This window comes from Amycolatopsis sp. NPDC000009, from assembly GCF_055563465.1.
In genome coordinates this window covers 67,740-82,012 of sequence record NZ_JBVHDI010000023.1, presented here as the reverse complement: position 1 = coordinate 82,012, position 14,273 = coordinate 67,740, and the positions used below count along the sequence as shown (strand labels likewise).

Genomic DNA, 14,273 nt, shown 5'->3' with positions numbered 1-14,273 from the left:
AAACACAACGATGTGGCATTAAGCAATGCGCAGATCCACTCGTTCGGACTAACGTCTGATGTGCCTGTCGACCTGGGTGGCAGTGGTGCTCACGGCCCGCGCTGAAGGTTCGACTTGACTCCCCGAGGTTCCGTCAGCAAGCTTGTGATCTGCACAAACGCTGCACAGGCAGTCTGTTGTGATAGGTGCAACTCTGCTCGGTCTGGATTTGACAAAGTTGCAGGTAGAACGGACGATCGCACAGACGTTCGATGTTGGTGCTGTCTTCCCCACGGCTCCTCTGGTGTGTCGTGGAGTGGTCGATGGCGTGGAGTGGTGGTCCGGCGAGCTGGTCGGAGCTGGAGCGGATCGCGTCGGGCCGTCCACCGGCGGGAGACGGTAACGATGCGCCGGCGTGGTCGCGGAAGCGTGAGGGGTATGCAGGGCCGCCGCCGGACCTGATGACGCCGCGGTCGGATGACGGTGGTGGTGCGCTGGCCCGGACCCCGTATGCGGAGTTGCATTGTCATTCGAACTTCAGCTTCCTGGATGGGGTGAGTCATCCGGAGGAGCTGGTGGAGGAGGCGGCGCGGCTGGGGCTGGACGCGATCACGCTGACCGATCACGACGGCTTGTACGGGGCGGTGCGGTTCGCCGAGGCGGCGAAGGAGCTCGGTGTCCGGACGGGGTTCGGCGCGGAGTTGTCGCTCGGGCTGACGGAGCCGCAGAACGGGGTGCCGGATCCGGCGGGGACGCATCTTTTGGTGATCGCCCGCGGTCTGGAGGGGTATCAGCGGTTGTGCCGGACGATCTCGACCGGTCAGCTGGCGGGGGAGAAGGGCGCCCCGCGGTACGAGCTGGATCAGGTGGTGGAGGATCTGCGCGGGCATGTGCAGGTCCTCACCGGCTGCCGTAAGGGCGCGGTGCGGCGGGCCCTGGTGGAGTCCGGGCCGGCTATGGCCGCCGAGCAGCTGCGGGTGCTGGTGCACCGGTTCGGGCGGGACTCGGTCACGGTTGAGCTGATCGATCACAGCCTGCCGTTGGATTCGACGCACAACGATTTGCTGGCGGGGATGGCGGCCGAGCTGAAGCTGCCGACGGTGGCGACGACGAACACGCACTATGCGGCGCCGCAGGACGCAGTGTACGCGGACGCGGTCGCGGCGATCCGGGCGCGCCGGAGCATGGAGGACATGCAGGGCTGGCTCCCGGCGGCGGGAATGCAGTTCCTGCGGTCGGGGGAGGAGATGGCGGAGATCTTCGCCCGCTACCCGGGAGCGGTGCAGCGGGCGGCGCTGCTGGGGGTGGAGTGCGCGGTCGACCTGACGTTGGTGGCGCCGGAGTTGCCGCCGTTCCCGGTCCCGGACGGGCACGACGAATCCTCCTACCTGCGCGAGCTGACCTACGCGGGCGCGCGGGAGCGGTACGGGATCCGGGACGACGCGCCGCGGGCCTATGCGCAGCTGGACTACGAGCTCGAGGTGATCACCGAGCTGGGGTTTCCGGGGTATTTCCTGATCGTGTGGGACATCGTGCGGTTCGCCCGCGAAGCCGGGATCCTCTGCCAGGGCCGCGGGTCGGCGGCGAACTCGGCGGTGTGTTTCGCGTTGCGGATCACCAGCGTCGACGCCGTCCGCTACGGACTGCTGTTCGAACGGTTCCTCGCTCCCGAACGCGACGGCTACCCCGATATCGACGTCGACATTGAGTCTGACCGGCGCGACGAGGTCATCCAGTACGTCTACGACACCCACGGCCGACGCAACGCGGCGCAGGTCGCGAACGTGATCACGTATCGGGCGCCGTCGGCGATCCGGGACTCCGCCCGCGCGCTGGGGTACAGCCCCGGTCAGCAGGACGCGTTCGCCAAGGCCGCCGACCGGTGGAACAGCGTCGCCGCGACCGCCGGGCAGGACGGGCACGGGATCCCGCGGGATGTGCTCGGGCTCGCGGCCCGGCTGGAGGGGTTTCCGCGGCATCTCGGGATCCACTCCGGCGGCATGGTGCTGTCGAAGACCCCGGTGTCGGAGGTGGTCCCGGTCGAGTGGGCCCGCATGCAGGGCCGGTCGATCTTGCAGTGGGACAAGGACGACTGCGCGTCCGCGGGGCTGGTGAAGATCGACCTGCTTGGCCTGGGGATGCTCTCGGCGCTGCACTACATGCTCGATCTGATCGCCGAGCACCATGACACCGTCATCGACCTCGGGCAGCTCGACCTCGCCGACTCGAAGGTCTACGACATGCTGTGCGCGGCGGATGCGATCGGGGTGTTCCAGGTGGAGAGCCGCGCGCAGCTCGGGACGTTGCCCCGGCTGCGGCCACGGACGTTTTACGACCTGGTCGTGGAGGTCGCGCTGATCCGCCCGGGCCCGATCCAGGGCGGATCCGTGCACCCGTATCTGCGCCGCCGCCGCGGTGAGGAGCAGTGGTCGCACGCGCACCCGCTCCTGGCCGGCCCCTTGGACCGCACTTTGGGTGTGCCGTTGTTCCAGGAGCAGGTGATGCAGATGGCCACCAGCGTCGGGTCGTTCAGCGCGGCTGAGGCCGACCAGCTGCGCCGGGCGATGGGCGCCAAACGGTCCGCGGCGAAGATGGAAAGGTTGCGGGACCGCTTCTACGCCGGTGCCGCGGCCAACGGGATCACCGGCGAGCTCGCCGACACGATCTACGAACAGATCAAAGCCTTCTCCGGTTACGGCTTCCCCGAAGCACACAGCATGTCGTTCGCGTTGCTGGTGTACGCCTCCGCGTTCTTCAAGTGCTACTACCCGGCTGCGTTCACCGCGGGGTTGCTGCGCGCCCAGCCCATGGGCTTCTACAGCCCGCAATCCCTGGTCACCGACGCCCGCCACCACGGTGTGAAGATCCGGCGCGCCGACATCAACCGCTCCTTGGCCCACCCGACCCTGGAACCCGACCCCGGCAGCACGGGCGGGGTCGCGATCCGGCTCGGCCTCGGCGGGATCCGCCACCTCGGCGACGACGCCGTCGACCGGCTGATCGCCGAACGAGACCAGAACGGCACTTTCGCCGACCTCGGCGACCTCGGCTACCGCACCGACCTCACCACCCCCGCGCTCGAGGCACTCGCCACCGCCGGAGCGCTGGAATCCCTCGGCCCAGACCGGCGCCAGGCACTGTGGGCAGCCGGACCCGCCGCCGCCAGCCGCGACACCCACCTGCCCGGCATCGCCTCCGGACTCGACGCCCCCGCCCTGCCCGGCATGACCGCCTTCGAGATCACCGCCGCCGACCTGTGGGCTACCGGGATCTCCCCGGGCGAGCACCCGATGCAGTACCTGCGCGCGTATCTCGACGATCGCGGTGCGCTCACCATCGCTGCTGTGTCCGGCTCGGGGAACGGTGCCGCAATCTGGGTCGCCGGGGCTGTGACACACCGCCAACGCCCCGCCACCGCCGGCGGCATCACCTTCCTCAACCTCGAGGACGAAACCGGCATGCTCAATATCGTTGTGACACAGCGCCTCTGGGATCGGGAGCACAAGATCGTGCGCAGCTCACCCGCGCTCCTGGTCCACGGTGTCGTCCAATCCCACCACGGTGTCACCAGCCTCGCAGCAGACCACTTCGAACCACTCGATCTGCGCGGTCTCGCCACAACATCGCGCGACTTCCGGTAGTCGACGTCAGATTCCGCGTTTCTGTAGGGTCTCATGATTCGTGCCGTTATCTTGCCGGCCATGTCGTGTGGATGTCATCGACGACATTCTGGTGAGCCTCTGCGGCAGCGCCCGGTCAAGTTTCGATCGCGCGCAGGCACCGTTCTGCTTGCTGCCGGAGCGCGCCTTCGAGTTCCGGCGGTCCGCTGACCAGGGTGAAATCGGTCTGGACCGAGGTGATCATCCACACCAGGTCGGACGTCGACGGGGCGCCGAGGTGCAGGAGGCAGCGGTGCTCGTCGAGGGCCTCGACGGCGCCCATCCCCGGCCAGACCCGGTCGGCCACCGCGTCGGCCGATTCGTGCAGCTCGACCGTCGCCTGGCACGGCCAGGCGCGCGCGGAGAGCTGCTGCGCCAGATAGGCCGCGACGTCGTCGAACGGCGGCTCGCGGGGCGTGAACCGGGCGCCGGCGGGCGGTCGCGGGGTGAGGCGATCGACGCGGAAGGTGCGCCAATCGTCGCGGTCGACGTCGAAGGCGACGAGGTACCAGTGCCTGCCGAAGTGGACCAGGCGGTAGGGCTCGGCGTGCCGCCGGGAAGCACCGCCGCGCGGGCTGACGTAGTCGAAGCGCAGGCGTTCGTGGTGGCGGCACGCGTTCGCGATGGTCATCAGCGTGTCCGCCGAGATCTTCGGGCCGGGCGCCACTCCGGCGCGCACGGTCGCGGTCTGGAGGGTGTTCACCCGATGCCGAAGCCGCGACGGCAGCACCTGCTCCAGCTTGGTGAGCGCGCGCAACGCCGTCTCCTCGATACCGGTGACCGAACTGCTCGTGGCGGTGCGCAGTCCGACGGCCACCGCGACCGCTTCGTCGTCGTCGAGCAGCAGCGGTGGCAGGGACGCGCCCGCGCCGAGCCGATAGCCGGGTGTGCCTTGGAGCGCGTGCACCGGGTAGCCGAGTTCCCGCAGGCGCTCGACGTCCCGTCGCACGGTCCGCGTGGTGACGCCGAGGCGTTCGGCCAGGTCGGTACCCGGCCAGTCGCGGTGGGTCTGCAGCAGCGACAGGAGCTTCAGCAGTCGTGCGGAGGTTTCCAGCATGGTTTTCATTCTGCCGTCCGGTTAGGACCGAAGTTGTCCTAACCGGGTTCTAGCGTGGTCCTCATGACACAGGACATCCACCCTTTCTCGATCGACATCCCGCAGGCGGACCTCGACGATCTCGCCACGCGTCTGGCCGCCACCCGTTGGCCGAGCGAACTGCCGGACGTCGGCTGGAGCCGGGGTGTGCCCGTCGGTTACCTAGCCGGACTAGCCGAGTACTGGCGCACCGGGTTCGACTGGCGGGCGCAGGAGGCCGCGCTCAACGCCCACCCGCAGTTCGTCACCGCCATCGACGGCCAGCGCCTGCACTTCCTCCACGTGCGCTCGCCGGAACAGGACGCCACGCCGCTGGTCCTGCTGCACGGGTGGCCGGGCGGGGTGACCGACTTCCTCGACGTGATCGGGCCGCTTTCGGACCCGCGGGCGCACGGGGGAGACCCGGCCGACGCCTTCCACCTGGTGATCCCGTCCTTGCCGGGGTTCGGGTTCTCCACGCCGCTGGCCGGCCCGGGGATGAGCGCCGCGAAGATGGCAGGCCTGTTCGCCCGGCTGATGGCCGCGCTCGGCTACGAGCGGTACGGCGTGCACGGCTACGACACCGGTTCGTGGGTGGGCCCGGAGATCGGCAAGCAGGATCCCGAGCACGTGCTCGGCGTGCACCTCACCGCGATGATCACGTTCCCGATCGGCGCCGAGGGCGAACTGGACGACCTTCCCGAGGCCGACCAGCGCCGCTGGGAGTCGATGCAGAACTTCAACGACGGCTACCTGCAGTGCAACTCCAAGCGTCCGCAGACGGTGGCCTACGGCCTGCACGACTCGCCCGCCGGTCAGCTCGCGTGGATCGTGGAGAAGTTCAAGGAACTGACCATGCCCGAAGAAGCGCTGCCCGAGGAATGCGTGGATCGCGACCGCATGCTCGCCACGATCTCGCTGTACTGGTTCACCGGCACCGCCGGTTCGGCCGCCCAGATCTACTACGAGGAGATTTCGGCGAACGACTGGAGCGGCGGCGAATCCGGGGACTGGGGATCCGGCGACTGGAGCGGCGCTGCGGCGCCGACCGTGCCCACCGGTGTGCTCGTGTCCGCGCACGACGTGACCGTCCGCCGGTGGGCCGAGCGCGACCACCACGTCGTGCACTGGACCGAACTCGGCCACGGCGGGCACTTCCTCGCCATGGAGGCGCCCGCCGCGCTGGTCGATGACGTCCGCGTGTTCTTCCGGAAGGTGCGCTGAGATGGGCGCCCGCGGGACCGCGGTGCTGAGCCCGCGGGCGCTCAACCGCGCCTTGCTCGACCGGCAGCTGCTGCTCGGCCGCGCCGGACTGGACGTGGTCGCGGCGACCGGGCACCTCTTCGGGCTCAACGCGCAGTCCCCGGATCCGCCCTATCTCGCGTTATGGAGCAGGCTCGACCGTTTCACCATCGAGGACCTCACCACCGCCATCGAAACCGGTTCCCTGGTGCGGTCCGTGTTGATGCGGGCTACCCAGCACCTGGTGCCGGCGGCGGACTTCCGGCTCGTACGGCCGGTGCTGGCGCTCTTGCTGAAACGGGTGCAGCGCAACGTTTTCGGCCGCCGCACCACCGGCATCGAGCTGGACGACCTCGTCACCGAAGCGGCGGAACTGCTGTCCAGTGGCAAAGTGCTCACCCGTCCCGAACTGGGCCGAGCGCTCGCGCGAACCCGCCCCGGCGCCGACGCGACCGCGCTCGGCTGGACGGTGCAGTACCTGCTCCCCGTGGTGCATCCCGCGCCGAGCGGGACGTGGGGCAAGCGTGGTGCGACCCCGTTCGCGGCCTTTCCGGACCTGCCCGAAGCGACCGCCGAGAGCTCCCGCGAAATGGTGCGGCGTTACCTGGCCGCGTTCGGCCCGGCCACCGTCGCCGACGCCCGGACCTGGTCCGGGGTGAGCGGGCTGCCTGAGATCTTCGAGCAGTTGCGGCCGGAACTGCGCACGTATGCGGACAAGTCGGGCCGCGAGCTGTTCGACTTGCGCGACCGGGAACTGCCGCCCGCCGATCTCCCCGCGCCCGTCCGGCTGTTGCCGGAGTTCGACGCGACGTTGCTCGCGTACGCCGACCGGACCCGCGTCATGGCCGACCCGATCCGACGCCAGGTCTGCCAAGGCGACGCGGTCGCGGCCACCGTGCTCGTCGACGGCACGGTGGCCGCGACCTGGACGAAGGACCGCACAGGTGTGCTCACCGTCGTGCCGCTGCGCTCGATCTCCGCCGCCGACCGAGAAGCCATCGAAGCCGAAGCGCTGCGGCTACTGGAGTTCGCCGCTCCCGGCGCCGTTCACGACATCCGGTTCAACGGATAGCCCACAGATGAGGAAATGCCAAGAGTTTGAGACTGATCATGATGACGTCACCGTGAGACAACTGAGAACGCCCAGGCCACGCAAGATCGACATGTCACCAGCGGCGAGAACCTACAGTTTCGTACTGCAGCACTTCCCAGCTAGACACCAGGCAGTAGTCGGTGCCGTGTAACACTCAGCGACCTCAACGCGAGCTGAGAGTATGGATCCTCAATCAGCGCAAGTCGACCTTCAAGAGCTCGGGGTACACCTCAGGGTTGAGTGGTCTTTCACTTCAGCAGATCAACCACGGAGCATCCCCGCCGATGCGCTGATTGTTGATGTCGGAGAAGAACAAGACCAAATTAAGTCCATGCTCGAATTAATCGCCGAGGCACTGCCCGAGGCCGCCATTGCCGTTGACATGAACGTCTTCGAGCATGAACTCAAACCGATATATGTTCACGATGGAACAAAAAGCGAAAAGCCCTACGTGATTTTCCTACTGCGCAACCGTGCTCGAGCGAGTTCCAAAATAAAGCAGTCGCAGTTTGCGAAGGTTATTGATCAATGCCTTAAAGATCCACGCATTCTATCCATTGCTTTTCAAGCTAGTGCTCCATCCAGGCGCCTCTCGTTGCGGAATTACGAATCGAGAATATTAATCGCTTTAGAGGAAGTGGCGCGAGCTCGAACAGTCAATGACGGGCACCTCAACTCGGCATTTATATACGGCGTAGAGCATGACGATGAGCGCGCGACAATTTTAGCGACGTACAAGACGTTCGTCGATCGCGAGCTAAACAGGGAGAATGTCCCACGGCAAGCAGTGCGTCCATGGAGGCTTGCCGGAGGCATAAGCAGGGATCTGGTCGACTCGAACGAATACATCGACGCGGCGCAGGACATGCTTGGGATCCTGCCTTATGCGGCAATGCTCGCCAGCTACAACAGGTCATCGAGCGAGTCGGGCAGTTGGGAGGGCAGCTCGCCGAGCTCACCCCCGGACGCCGGCTTTATGCGTTCCTGGCCGAGCGGTCCACGACCGAAGACTACCGCGGCAGCCTGGGGTTGATCTCCACGATCCGGAAGGACTTCGAGAAGCTCGTCGCCCTGCTGCGGGAGCCCTCCCAGAGCGAGAATGACCCGCCGAAACCCGTCGACCGGATCGTGCTCTACATCGATGACCTCGACCGTTGCGCTCCAGCTCAAGTCGTCGACGTACTACAAGCCGTGCACCTGCTCCTCGCCTTCGACCTGTTCGTCGTCGTAGTCGGGGTAGACCCGCGCTGGCTGTTGCGCTCCATCAGCAGCCACTACGGCCAGCTCGTCGAGGGCCAACCCACCGCACACCGCGACGGCTGGCGCATCTCACCCGAGGACTACCTCGAGAAGATCCTCAACATCCCACTCGTCCTGCCCCCCATGGCATCCGGCGGCCTGCGGCAGCTAGTCAACAGCATGGTCGAACCGTCAGCGCGCCACGCGGACTCAAACAGCGCGTCCACGCCACCAGCTACCGATGCCGCCGCGCGCACCGAGCCGCCCGTGACGTCAAGCGTGGTGACCACGGCGATCCAAGTCGAGGAGAGGTCTCAAGTTGCCACACAGCTGGATCCGACACAGACTCCCGAGCGACCGCACCCCCTGTTCGACCATGAGATCGATCTGCTTTCGCGCCTGGACCAGCTGATCGAGACCCCCCGCGACGCCAAACGGCTGGTCAACCTCTACCGGTTGGTCCGCTCAACCCGTGACCTCACCGAGACCGCAGCCTTCATCGACCACGAATACCAAGCAGTCATCGTGCTTCTCGGCGCCTTCGCCGCACACGCAACCCTGAGCGGTCGGCTCGCCGACGCCCTGCTCCATACGCCATCCGCGACGACCTGGACCGACTTTATCGCAACGCTGAAGCCGCAAGGCCAGCCCCAACACTGGACGAGCACCGCGATCGGCCAGATCGCCGACGCCGAACTCGCGGCATGGACACACCTGCACGACAGCTTGCTCGCGCTCTCGGACGCGATCAACCTGCCAGACCTGCAAGTCCTCCAGACATGGGTCCCGCGCGTCCGACCGTTCTCTTACGTGCTGCCTTCTCCACCTCGCTGACGGCGCGGGCCGACTCATGTCAAGAGTGCAGCCGGCAAGGGGGCTCGAACCTCTGACCCTCCGCTTATAAGGCGGGTGCTTACGTAACATCCACAGGACCTAACAACTTCAGTAAGGAAATGACACGTGCACTGGGAATGATCATGATGACATCGCAGTGAGACGGCTCGGGAACGCGCAGGCTAGAGAAGATCAACTTGCCACACGGGCCGAGACCTACAGGCACCCACGTAAGGTCACATTTCCAGTGGCAAAGTTTGACTAATCTTGACCAATGTTGGCAAATATACCGTTGAATGAGATTGGTCAACGCTGGACCACCTGAGTGGGCCTTGGCGACTCGGCGATCGCAGTCGGGCCTCGCGCTGTAGACCTGGAAGGCACCGAACTCCCACCTGTGGTGGGGAGTTCGGTCATGGTTACGTTGAAGGCCCTGGCGGCGTTGGTTCAAGTTCGGCTTCCAGACTGCGCGTCAGTGTTGGTGACCGGCTGGCTCGACGTTGACTTGCAGACCTTGCGTGCAGCCGCGCCGTGGCGTTTTCGTTCCTGCTATGGGCGGCGCTACTATTCCGGAAGCTTGGTCTGCGACCGTGAACGGCCTAACGTCGTTTCTGATCGGCGAGCATGCGGGCGTAGACGACGTTCGATAAATGCCGCTTGAGGTCGCGCTATGTCGAGCCCGCTCCGCGACAGCTCGAATTGCCAGTGGTACCCGCCGACGCGGTGGCAAGTCCGGGCACCGAGGTGTTCAAGTCCCCTGGCGGGACCTGGCAAGACCTGCCCGCCGCGGCCACGGACGTGCCGCGAAGTCACGCTCGGCCTACTGAATGAACGCTGTCAAGATCGTCATCCAGCCCCTCGACCAGGTTGGGCAGCATCGCGAGGATCGCGCCAGCCAGCACGTGATCACCGTTCGTCAATACCGGACGCTGACCGAGACGTGCCCAGGCCAGCTCGCCTTCAACGACTGCATTGAACATAATCGCAAGATCGAGCCATGTCCGGCCGGGTCGCAGCCGCACTCCGTAAGCATGTGAAACCTGCGCATAGAGGCTGGCCCAGCGCGGGAGCAACTGGTTGAGCTGAGCTCGGCAGAACTCGCGAACCCGCGGATGGTTGGGCATCGCGCTTTGGACGATGCCCTGCAGGCCGACAAGCGGATCTTCGAGCATCAACCGTACCTCTTCGTCCGCCAAGCGGCGAACGAACTGCCCGAGACTCAAATCGGCGACCATACTTTGACTCAGTGTCTCCATATCGTCGAGGTGTGCCTTCTGTGGAGCGAGCCGGAACATGTAAGAAATGAGGTCTTCAGTGTAGCGGTCTTTGCGATCCCATCGATATCGGAACATATTGACACTGAGTCGCAATTCGGGTGCGACATCCGCAGATTTTCGCAGAATTCGATCACGAGAGATCGATTCGAAAAGTTTCGACCTCTCGTCTTCTTCGAAATCCGGCTCGACGCTGTCGATCAGGTCCTCTCGCAGCAACTCCAAGCCTACATCAAGAAAAGCCCTTGTCTCCGCCATGTTGGCCAACCGCAAACGGGTATCGCGCTTGCGGCCGACTGCGATGTCGCGCAATACGGCACTGAGGTCATCGTCTCGCGGCGTTCGCGAGCCCGCCGTGACAGGCATTAGCCCCTCCTACTCCCTCACCCCAATGGAGCAACCAGCTCTGGGGCGCCCGGCCTGGGTTGAATATCTCGACATGCCAGTCTGGTGTTACAAGATTCAGGTCGGATCAATCGGGTTCGCCCCGAAAAGTTGTCTTGGACAGACATTGGCGGCTGTCAAAAAATGAAGGGAGGAGTTCCACGAAAGGGGTGGCGTCTATGCCCGTCACATACATCTTCATCGCCGCAGGTATGTCCGCTGTTCTGCTGACGGTGATGGCCGTCGCGGGAGTTCGCGTGGCGCGGCTCAGGCCGGCCACCACTTTCTGGCTTGCCGGGATACTGCTTGTCGCCGTCCTGGCGATCGGCACGGGGGATCCTTCGATGCTGGATTCCCTCGCCAAGCTGGCTCACGGGCTCCTGTGAGCGAACATCGACGACCGACTCCGATCGCGCGCTGGAGCGGGGTCGTTGTGGTCGGGTTGGCGGCGCCTCACAGTTCGGCCTGCTCCCCGACGTCGAGAGGAAATGCCACAGGTTGAGACTGATCATGGTGAGGTCGCCGTGAGACGACCGAGAAGACCCAGGTCGCACAAGGCCGACATGTCACGAGCGGTGAGGCCCTACACACGATGGCATCAGCTCGTGCATCGTATAGGTCAGTCGCCTTCGACGTGGCCCTGGGTCAGAATGACCAGTGCATGCGCGAGTTTCCAGTGTGCTCGCGTTACTAACGGCCCGTACTGAACAGCTTCGGCTTGATCCCGAGGTCCACACGCGTCCCGGTGCCCTCCGCGTGGATGACAGCCGGGTAGAGGAAGCCCCATGTGAAGACCGTCGGTCGGGACGACAGGATCACGTTGCCGCGGGCGGCAACGTGATCCTCGACCGAGTACCCGGTCGGGCAGTGCGGGGTGAGCGAGGTATAGACCATGTCCGGCGGTGCTGCCGTGTGCTCCTTGATTCACCAAGCGGTCATCGAGATGGTGGCCACCGAGCCTTTTCTGGTGAACGCCGCCAGCAGCATCACGCTGAGAAGGACGACTACGGCCACGACCGGGAAGAGCACGACGAGGTCCACGGGGGCAGAGTATGCCGGATGCGTCGCACGGTGAGCAGCATCCGCACAGGACAACGGTCTGCATAGTGCGGTCACAGGATCGCGTGGGGACCGCCGCCGAACATCCGTTCATGCAGCGATGAGGTCTGCCGGGCAGGCGGCCGTGCCGGCCCACGAGGCCCGGTCACCGCAGCCGTCAGGCTCACCCCCAGCTGAGGAAATACCAAAGCTTGAGCTTGCGCGCGTCCCGTGAGGACAATTTCCAAAGGGACGCCGGTGAGGCCTAGCGGTTCGAGTAGTCGGTTATGCGACGGTTCTGGTAGATCCGGAATCCGCACCAGGCGGAGGCGGGGATTACCCAGATAAGCACTGCGGCGAGATATAGCCAGCCCAGCCCGTCGCCCCAGCCGCCGCGCGGCGCTGGGAGATTTCCGGACACCCACGCGATCGGAATAATCGAGACGATCCAGAGCAGCACGCTGGCGAGGACGAGGTAGGTCGCGGTGGTGGCCAGCCAATCGGTGAAGGGACCTGTGACACGGAGCAGTCTCAGCATGCGGTCGAAGTAGTAACCCCGAGGCTTGCTCACCGTGTCGCTTTCCCTGTCGTGTGAACCAGACGATTGCGCAGGCATCGGATAGGGGCATTAACCTCGCCATCGCGCGGCTGACCAGGCGTTCGTGCGCCGCGATGACGTGCTCCGGGCATCGGAGCGAACGACGCCCGGTGAGTGGCTGCCCAGGCGTTTCGTTCGGGCGCGCAGTCGAGGAACGCGATACCCCAAGGTGTCTGGTTCCTGCGCGATGGATGTGGTCGTCCGCGGAGGCCGGATGATGATGGCCGGCGCACGAACCGACCACGCTTAGGTCGTCCCGGGGAGCAGGTCGACACAGGCGTCTCGTCGTCGCATGGTCAAGCAACCGGCCAGGGGAGACCGTGGCCGGTGATGATCTGTCCGGCGATGTCGTGGAAGGCGTTGCGGGCGTGGTCGCCGGTGACGCGGCGTCCGAGGAGGCGTTCGGCGAGTTCGTCGACGGGCCAGGTGAACAGGACACCGTGCCGGCCGAGGAGCAAACCGACCTGCCGGATCCGGTACAGGTCAGCGGTGTCCAGCCACGCGTAGAGCAGTACTTGCCACAGCCAGCGTCCGACCTTGGCGGTGTCGCGGACGCTGACGACGGTTTTGACGTCGATGAGCGTTCCGCCGTGGGCGTCGATTCCGTGGTCGGGGTCGATGGCGCCGAGGAGGAGGTCGGCGTCGGCCCAGTGCGGGACGATCGTCGGTCCGGCGATCCCGAGGGGTGTGCCGGGGCCGGGGTTGCCGGCGAGTTTCCGGAGCTCCCAGAGGGTGCCGCGCTCGTGCAGGCGTCGGCCGAGTGTCACGAGTTCGTCGACCTGGCGCTGCTCGACCAGGCCGCGTAGCTGGTCCACGGTCGGTTGGCCGGTATCGAAGAGCCGGGCCAGGCGGTCGTCGACGAGACCGGTGCGGTAGACGTCCTCGCACAGGGTCAGCAGCCAGCATAGGCGGGCCAGTCCGGCTTCGGCGCCGGAGGAGCCGAGCGCTCCGGTAGGGGCGTGGCGGGCCAGGTAGGTGCGGCCGCGCTCGAGGAAGTCCGCCCACGCCACCTCGGCGGCCGGATTGCCCGGCAGGTGCGGTTCGCCGGGGCCGCCAAGGTCTAGCCAGGACCCCGCCGCGGGCCGGAGATGCAGCGCGCGGGCACGGTACTCGGCGGTGAGGTCCCGGTGGCTGGGGTAGCGCGCGGCCTGATCGTGCGCCCACCCAGGGGACGCCCACTTGGCCTGGATCAGCCCGAGCAGCGCGTAGTACGGCGGCGCTGGCTGGACCAGGTCCGCAAGCCGCTGTCCGAAGGCGCCGCCGACCTCCGCCCACCACCGTGCCGGGACTTCGCCTACTGGACGGACCGGGCGGACGTCCCGTACGGCGGTCGCGATCTTCTCGACCACCGACGCCGTCCCGGCGAACGTTCGCTCGCACCACGCGGCGAGCGGGCTACGGGGGCTGGCGAGTTCACTGGTCAACGACACGATGTCACCACCGCACGCGGCGCGCCGCGGCCGGACCGCTCGCTGCGGACGTTACGACAGCCCTCCACGGGTGCCATTCCAGTGCAACGTTCATGTCCACCGTCTATCACGCCGGTCCGACACTCGGGGAAGCTCGAAACATCGCGGCGTTCCGGCCCGAGGGGTTGCGAGCCGGGCGGCGGACGCCCCCAAACGGCAACTGTGCTTCGCTCTGGTGGCGGTCAGGTCGTGGACGACCGGGCCCGGCGCCGTTCGATGAGTTCGCCCCGCACTGCCGCCGAGCGATGCTGCTTCCGGCCGAGCCTCCGGAGGCCGGCGCCATGCTGCCGGCGTCGTTCGGCGCATCGGGGTTGGCGTTGTCGGCCGCGACTCGGGGTACGGGAGCTTCACGCACCCAGCCCGTATACGTGACTCGGCATGAACGTCTG

At 66.2% G+C, this 14,273-nt stretch carries 11 protein-coding genes; 6 read left to right on the top strand and 5 right to left on the bottom strand.

Features of this window, described 5'->3' with window-relative positions; translation table 11 throughout:
- Positions 1-302: 302 nt before the first annotated feature.
- Complete coding sequence (locus ACZ3HL_RS38130) at positions 303-3,620, top strand: error-prone DNA polymerase (RefSeq protein WP_465536408.1); 3,318 nt, start codon at positions 303-305, stop codon at positions 3,618-3,620.
- 115 nt (positions 3,621-3,735) lie between these two features.
- Here the strand turns inward: ACZ3HL_RS38130 and ACZ3HL_RS38125 are convergent, their stop codons facing one another.
- The gene (locus ACZ3HL_RS38125; RefSeq protein ID WP_465374764.1) at positions 3,736-4,695 is read right to left on the bottom strand and encodes a helix-turn-helix transcriptional regulator; all 960 of its coding nucleotides are present in this window, start codon (positions 4,693-4,695) and stop codon (positions 3,736-3,738) included.
- Between the two features lie 63 nt (positions 4,696-4,758).
- Between ACZ3HL_RS38125 and ACZ3HL_RS38120 the strand changes: the two genes are divergently transcribed.
- The 4 genes from ACZ3HL_RS38120 to ACZ3HL_RS38105 all read left to right on the top strand — a co-directional run bounded on the left by ACZ3HL_RS38120 (position 4,759) and on the right by ACZ3HL_RS38105 (position 9,121).
- A complete protein-coding gene (locus ACZ3HL_RS38120; RefSeq protein ID WP_465536406.1) occupies positions 4,759-5,937 on the top strand; it encodes an epoxide hydrolase family protein in 1,179 nt (392 codons plus the stop codon).
- 1 nt (position 5,938) lies between these two features.
- Positions 5,939-7,027 (top strand): winged helix DNA-binding domain-containing protein, encoded by a 1,089-nt coding sequence (locus tag ACZ3HL_RS38115; RefSeq protein WP_465536404.1) that lies wholly within the window; start codon positions 5,939-5,941, stop codon positions 7,025-7,027.
- Positions 7,028-7,229: 202 nt separating this feature from the next.
- Complete coding sequence (locus tag ACZ3HL_RS38110) at positions 7,230-8,081, top strand: hypothetical protein (RefSeq protein ID WP_465536402.1); 852 nt, start codon at positions 7,230-7,232, stop codon at positions 8,079-8,081.
- Positions 7,982-9,121, top strand: a complete 1,140-nt coding sequence (locus ACZ3HL_RS38105; protein WP_465536401.1) for a P-loop NTPase fold protein — start codon at positions 7,982-7,984, stop codon at positions 9,119-9,121. The genes ACZ3HL_RS38110 and ACZ3HL_RS38105 overlap by 100 nt, the downstream gene beginning before the upstream one ends.
- 809 nt (positions 9,122-9,930) lie before the next feature.
- On the opposite strand, the gene ACZ3HL_RS38100 is transcribed toward ACZ3HL_RS38105, so the two are convergent.
- Positions 9,931-10,761: a hypothetical protein gene (locus ACZ3HL_RS38100; protein WP_465536400.1), complete on the bottom strand. Its 831-nt coding sequence runs from the start codon at positions 10,759-10,761 to the stop codon at positions 9,931-9,933.
- Positions 10,762-10,958: 197 nt separating this feature from the next.
- On the opposite strand from ACZ3HL_RS38100, the gene ACZ3HL_RS38095 reads away from it, so the two are divergent.
- Complete coding sequence (locus tag ACZ3HL_RS38095; RefSeq protein ID WP_465536398.1) at positions 10,959-11,165, top strand: hypothetical protein; 207 nt, start codon at positions 10,959-10,961, stop codon at positions 11,163-11,165.
- A gap of 304 nt (positions 11,166-11,469) precedes the next feature.
- On the opposite strand, the gene ACZ3HL_RS38090 is transcribed toward ACZ3HL_RS38095, so the two are convergent.
- From ACZ3HL_RS38090 to ACZ3HL_RS38080, 3 genes are all read right to left on the bottom strand, one after another.
- Positions 11,470-11,673: a hypothetical protein gene (locus ACZ3HL_RS38090; protein WP_465536396.1), complete on the bottom strand. Its 204-nt coding sequence runs from the start codon at positions 11,671-11,673 to the stop codon at positions 11,470-11,472.
- Positions 11,674-12,082: 409 nt separating this feature from the next.
- Positions 12,083-12,388 (bottom strand): hypothetical protein, encoded by a 306-nt coding sequence (locus ACZ3HL_RS38085; RefSeq protein WP_465536395.1) that lies wholly within the window; start codon positions 12,386-12,388, stop codon positions 12,083-12,085.
- Positions 12,389-12,711: 323 nt separating this feature from the next.
- The gene (locus ACZ3HL_RS38080; RefSeq protein ID WP_465536394.1) at positions 12,712-13,845 is read right to left on the bottom strand and encodes a hypothetical protein; all 1,134 of its coding nucleotides are present in this window, start codon (positions 13,843-13,845) and stop codon (positions 12,712-12,714) included.
- Between the last annotated feature and the right edge of the window lie 428 nt (positions 13,846-14,273).

Coding starts and splice junctions, on each gene's coding strand:
- ACZ3HL_RS38130 (WP_465536408.1), top strand. CDS start 303: ATGGCGTGGAGTGGTGGTCCGGCGAGCTGGTCGGAGCTGGAGCGGATC.
- ACZ3HL_RS38125 (WP_465374764.1), bottom strand. CDS start 4,695: ATGCTGGAAACCTCCGCACGACTGCTGAAGCTCCTGTCGCTGCTGCAG.
- ACZ3HL_RS38120 (WP_465536406.1), top strand. CDS start 4,759: ATGACACAGGACATCCACCCTTTCTCGATCGACATCCCGCAGGCGGAC.
- ACZ3HL_RS38115 (WP_465536404.1), top strand. CDS start 5,939: ATGGGCGCCCGCGGGACCGCGGTGCTGAGCCCGCGGGCGCTCAACCGC.
- ACZ3HL_RS38110 (WP_465536402.1), top strand. CDS start 7,230: ATGGATCCTCAATCAGCGCAAGTCGACCTTCAAGAGCTCGGGGTACAC.
- ACZ3HL_RS38100 (WP_465536400.1), bottom strand. CDS start 10,761: ATGCCTGTCACGGCGGGCTCGCGAACGCCGCGAGACGATGACCTCAGT.
- ACZ3HL_RS38095 (WP_465536398.1), top strand. CDS start 10,959: ATGCCCGTCACATACATCTTCATCGCCGCAGGTATGTCCGCTGTTCTG.
- ACZ3HL_RS38090 (WP_465536396.1), bottom strand. CDS start 11,673: ATGGTCTATACCTCGCTCACCCCGCACTGCCCGACCGGGTACTCGGTC.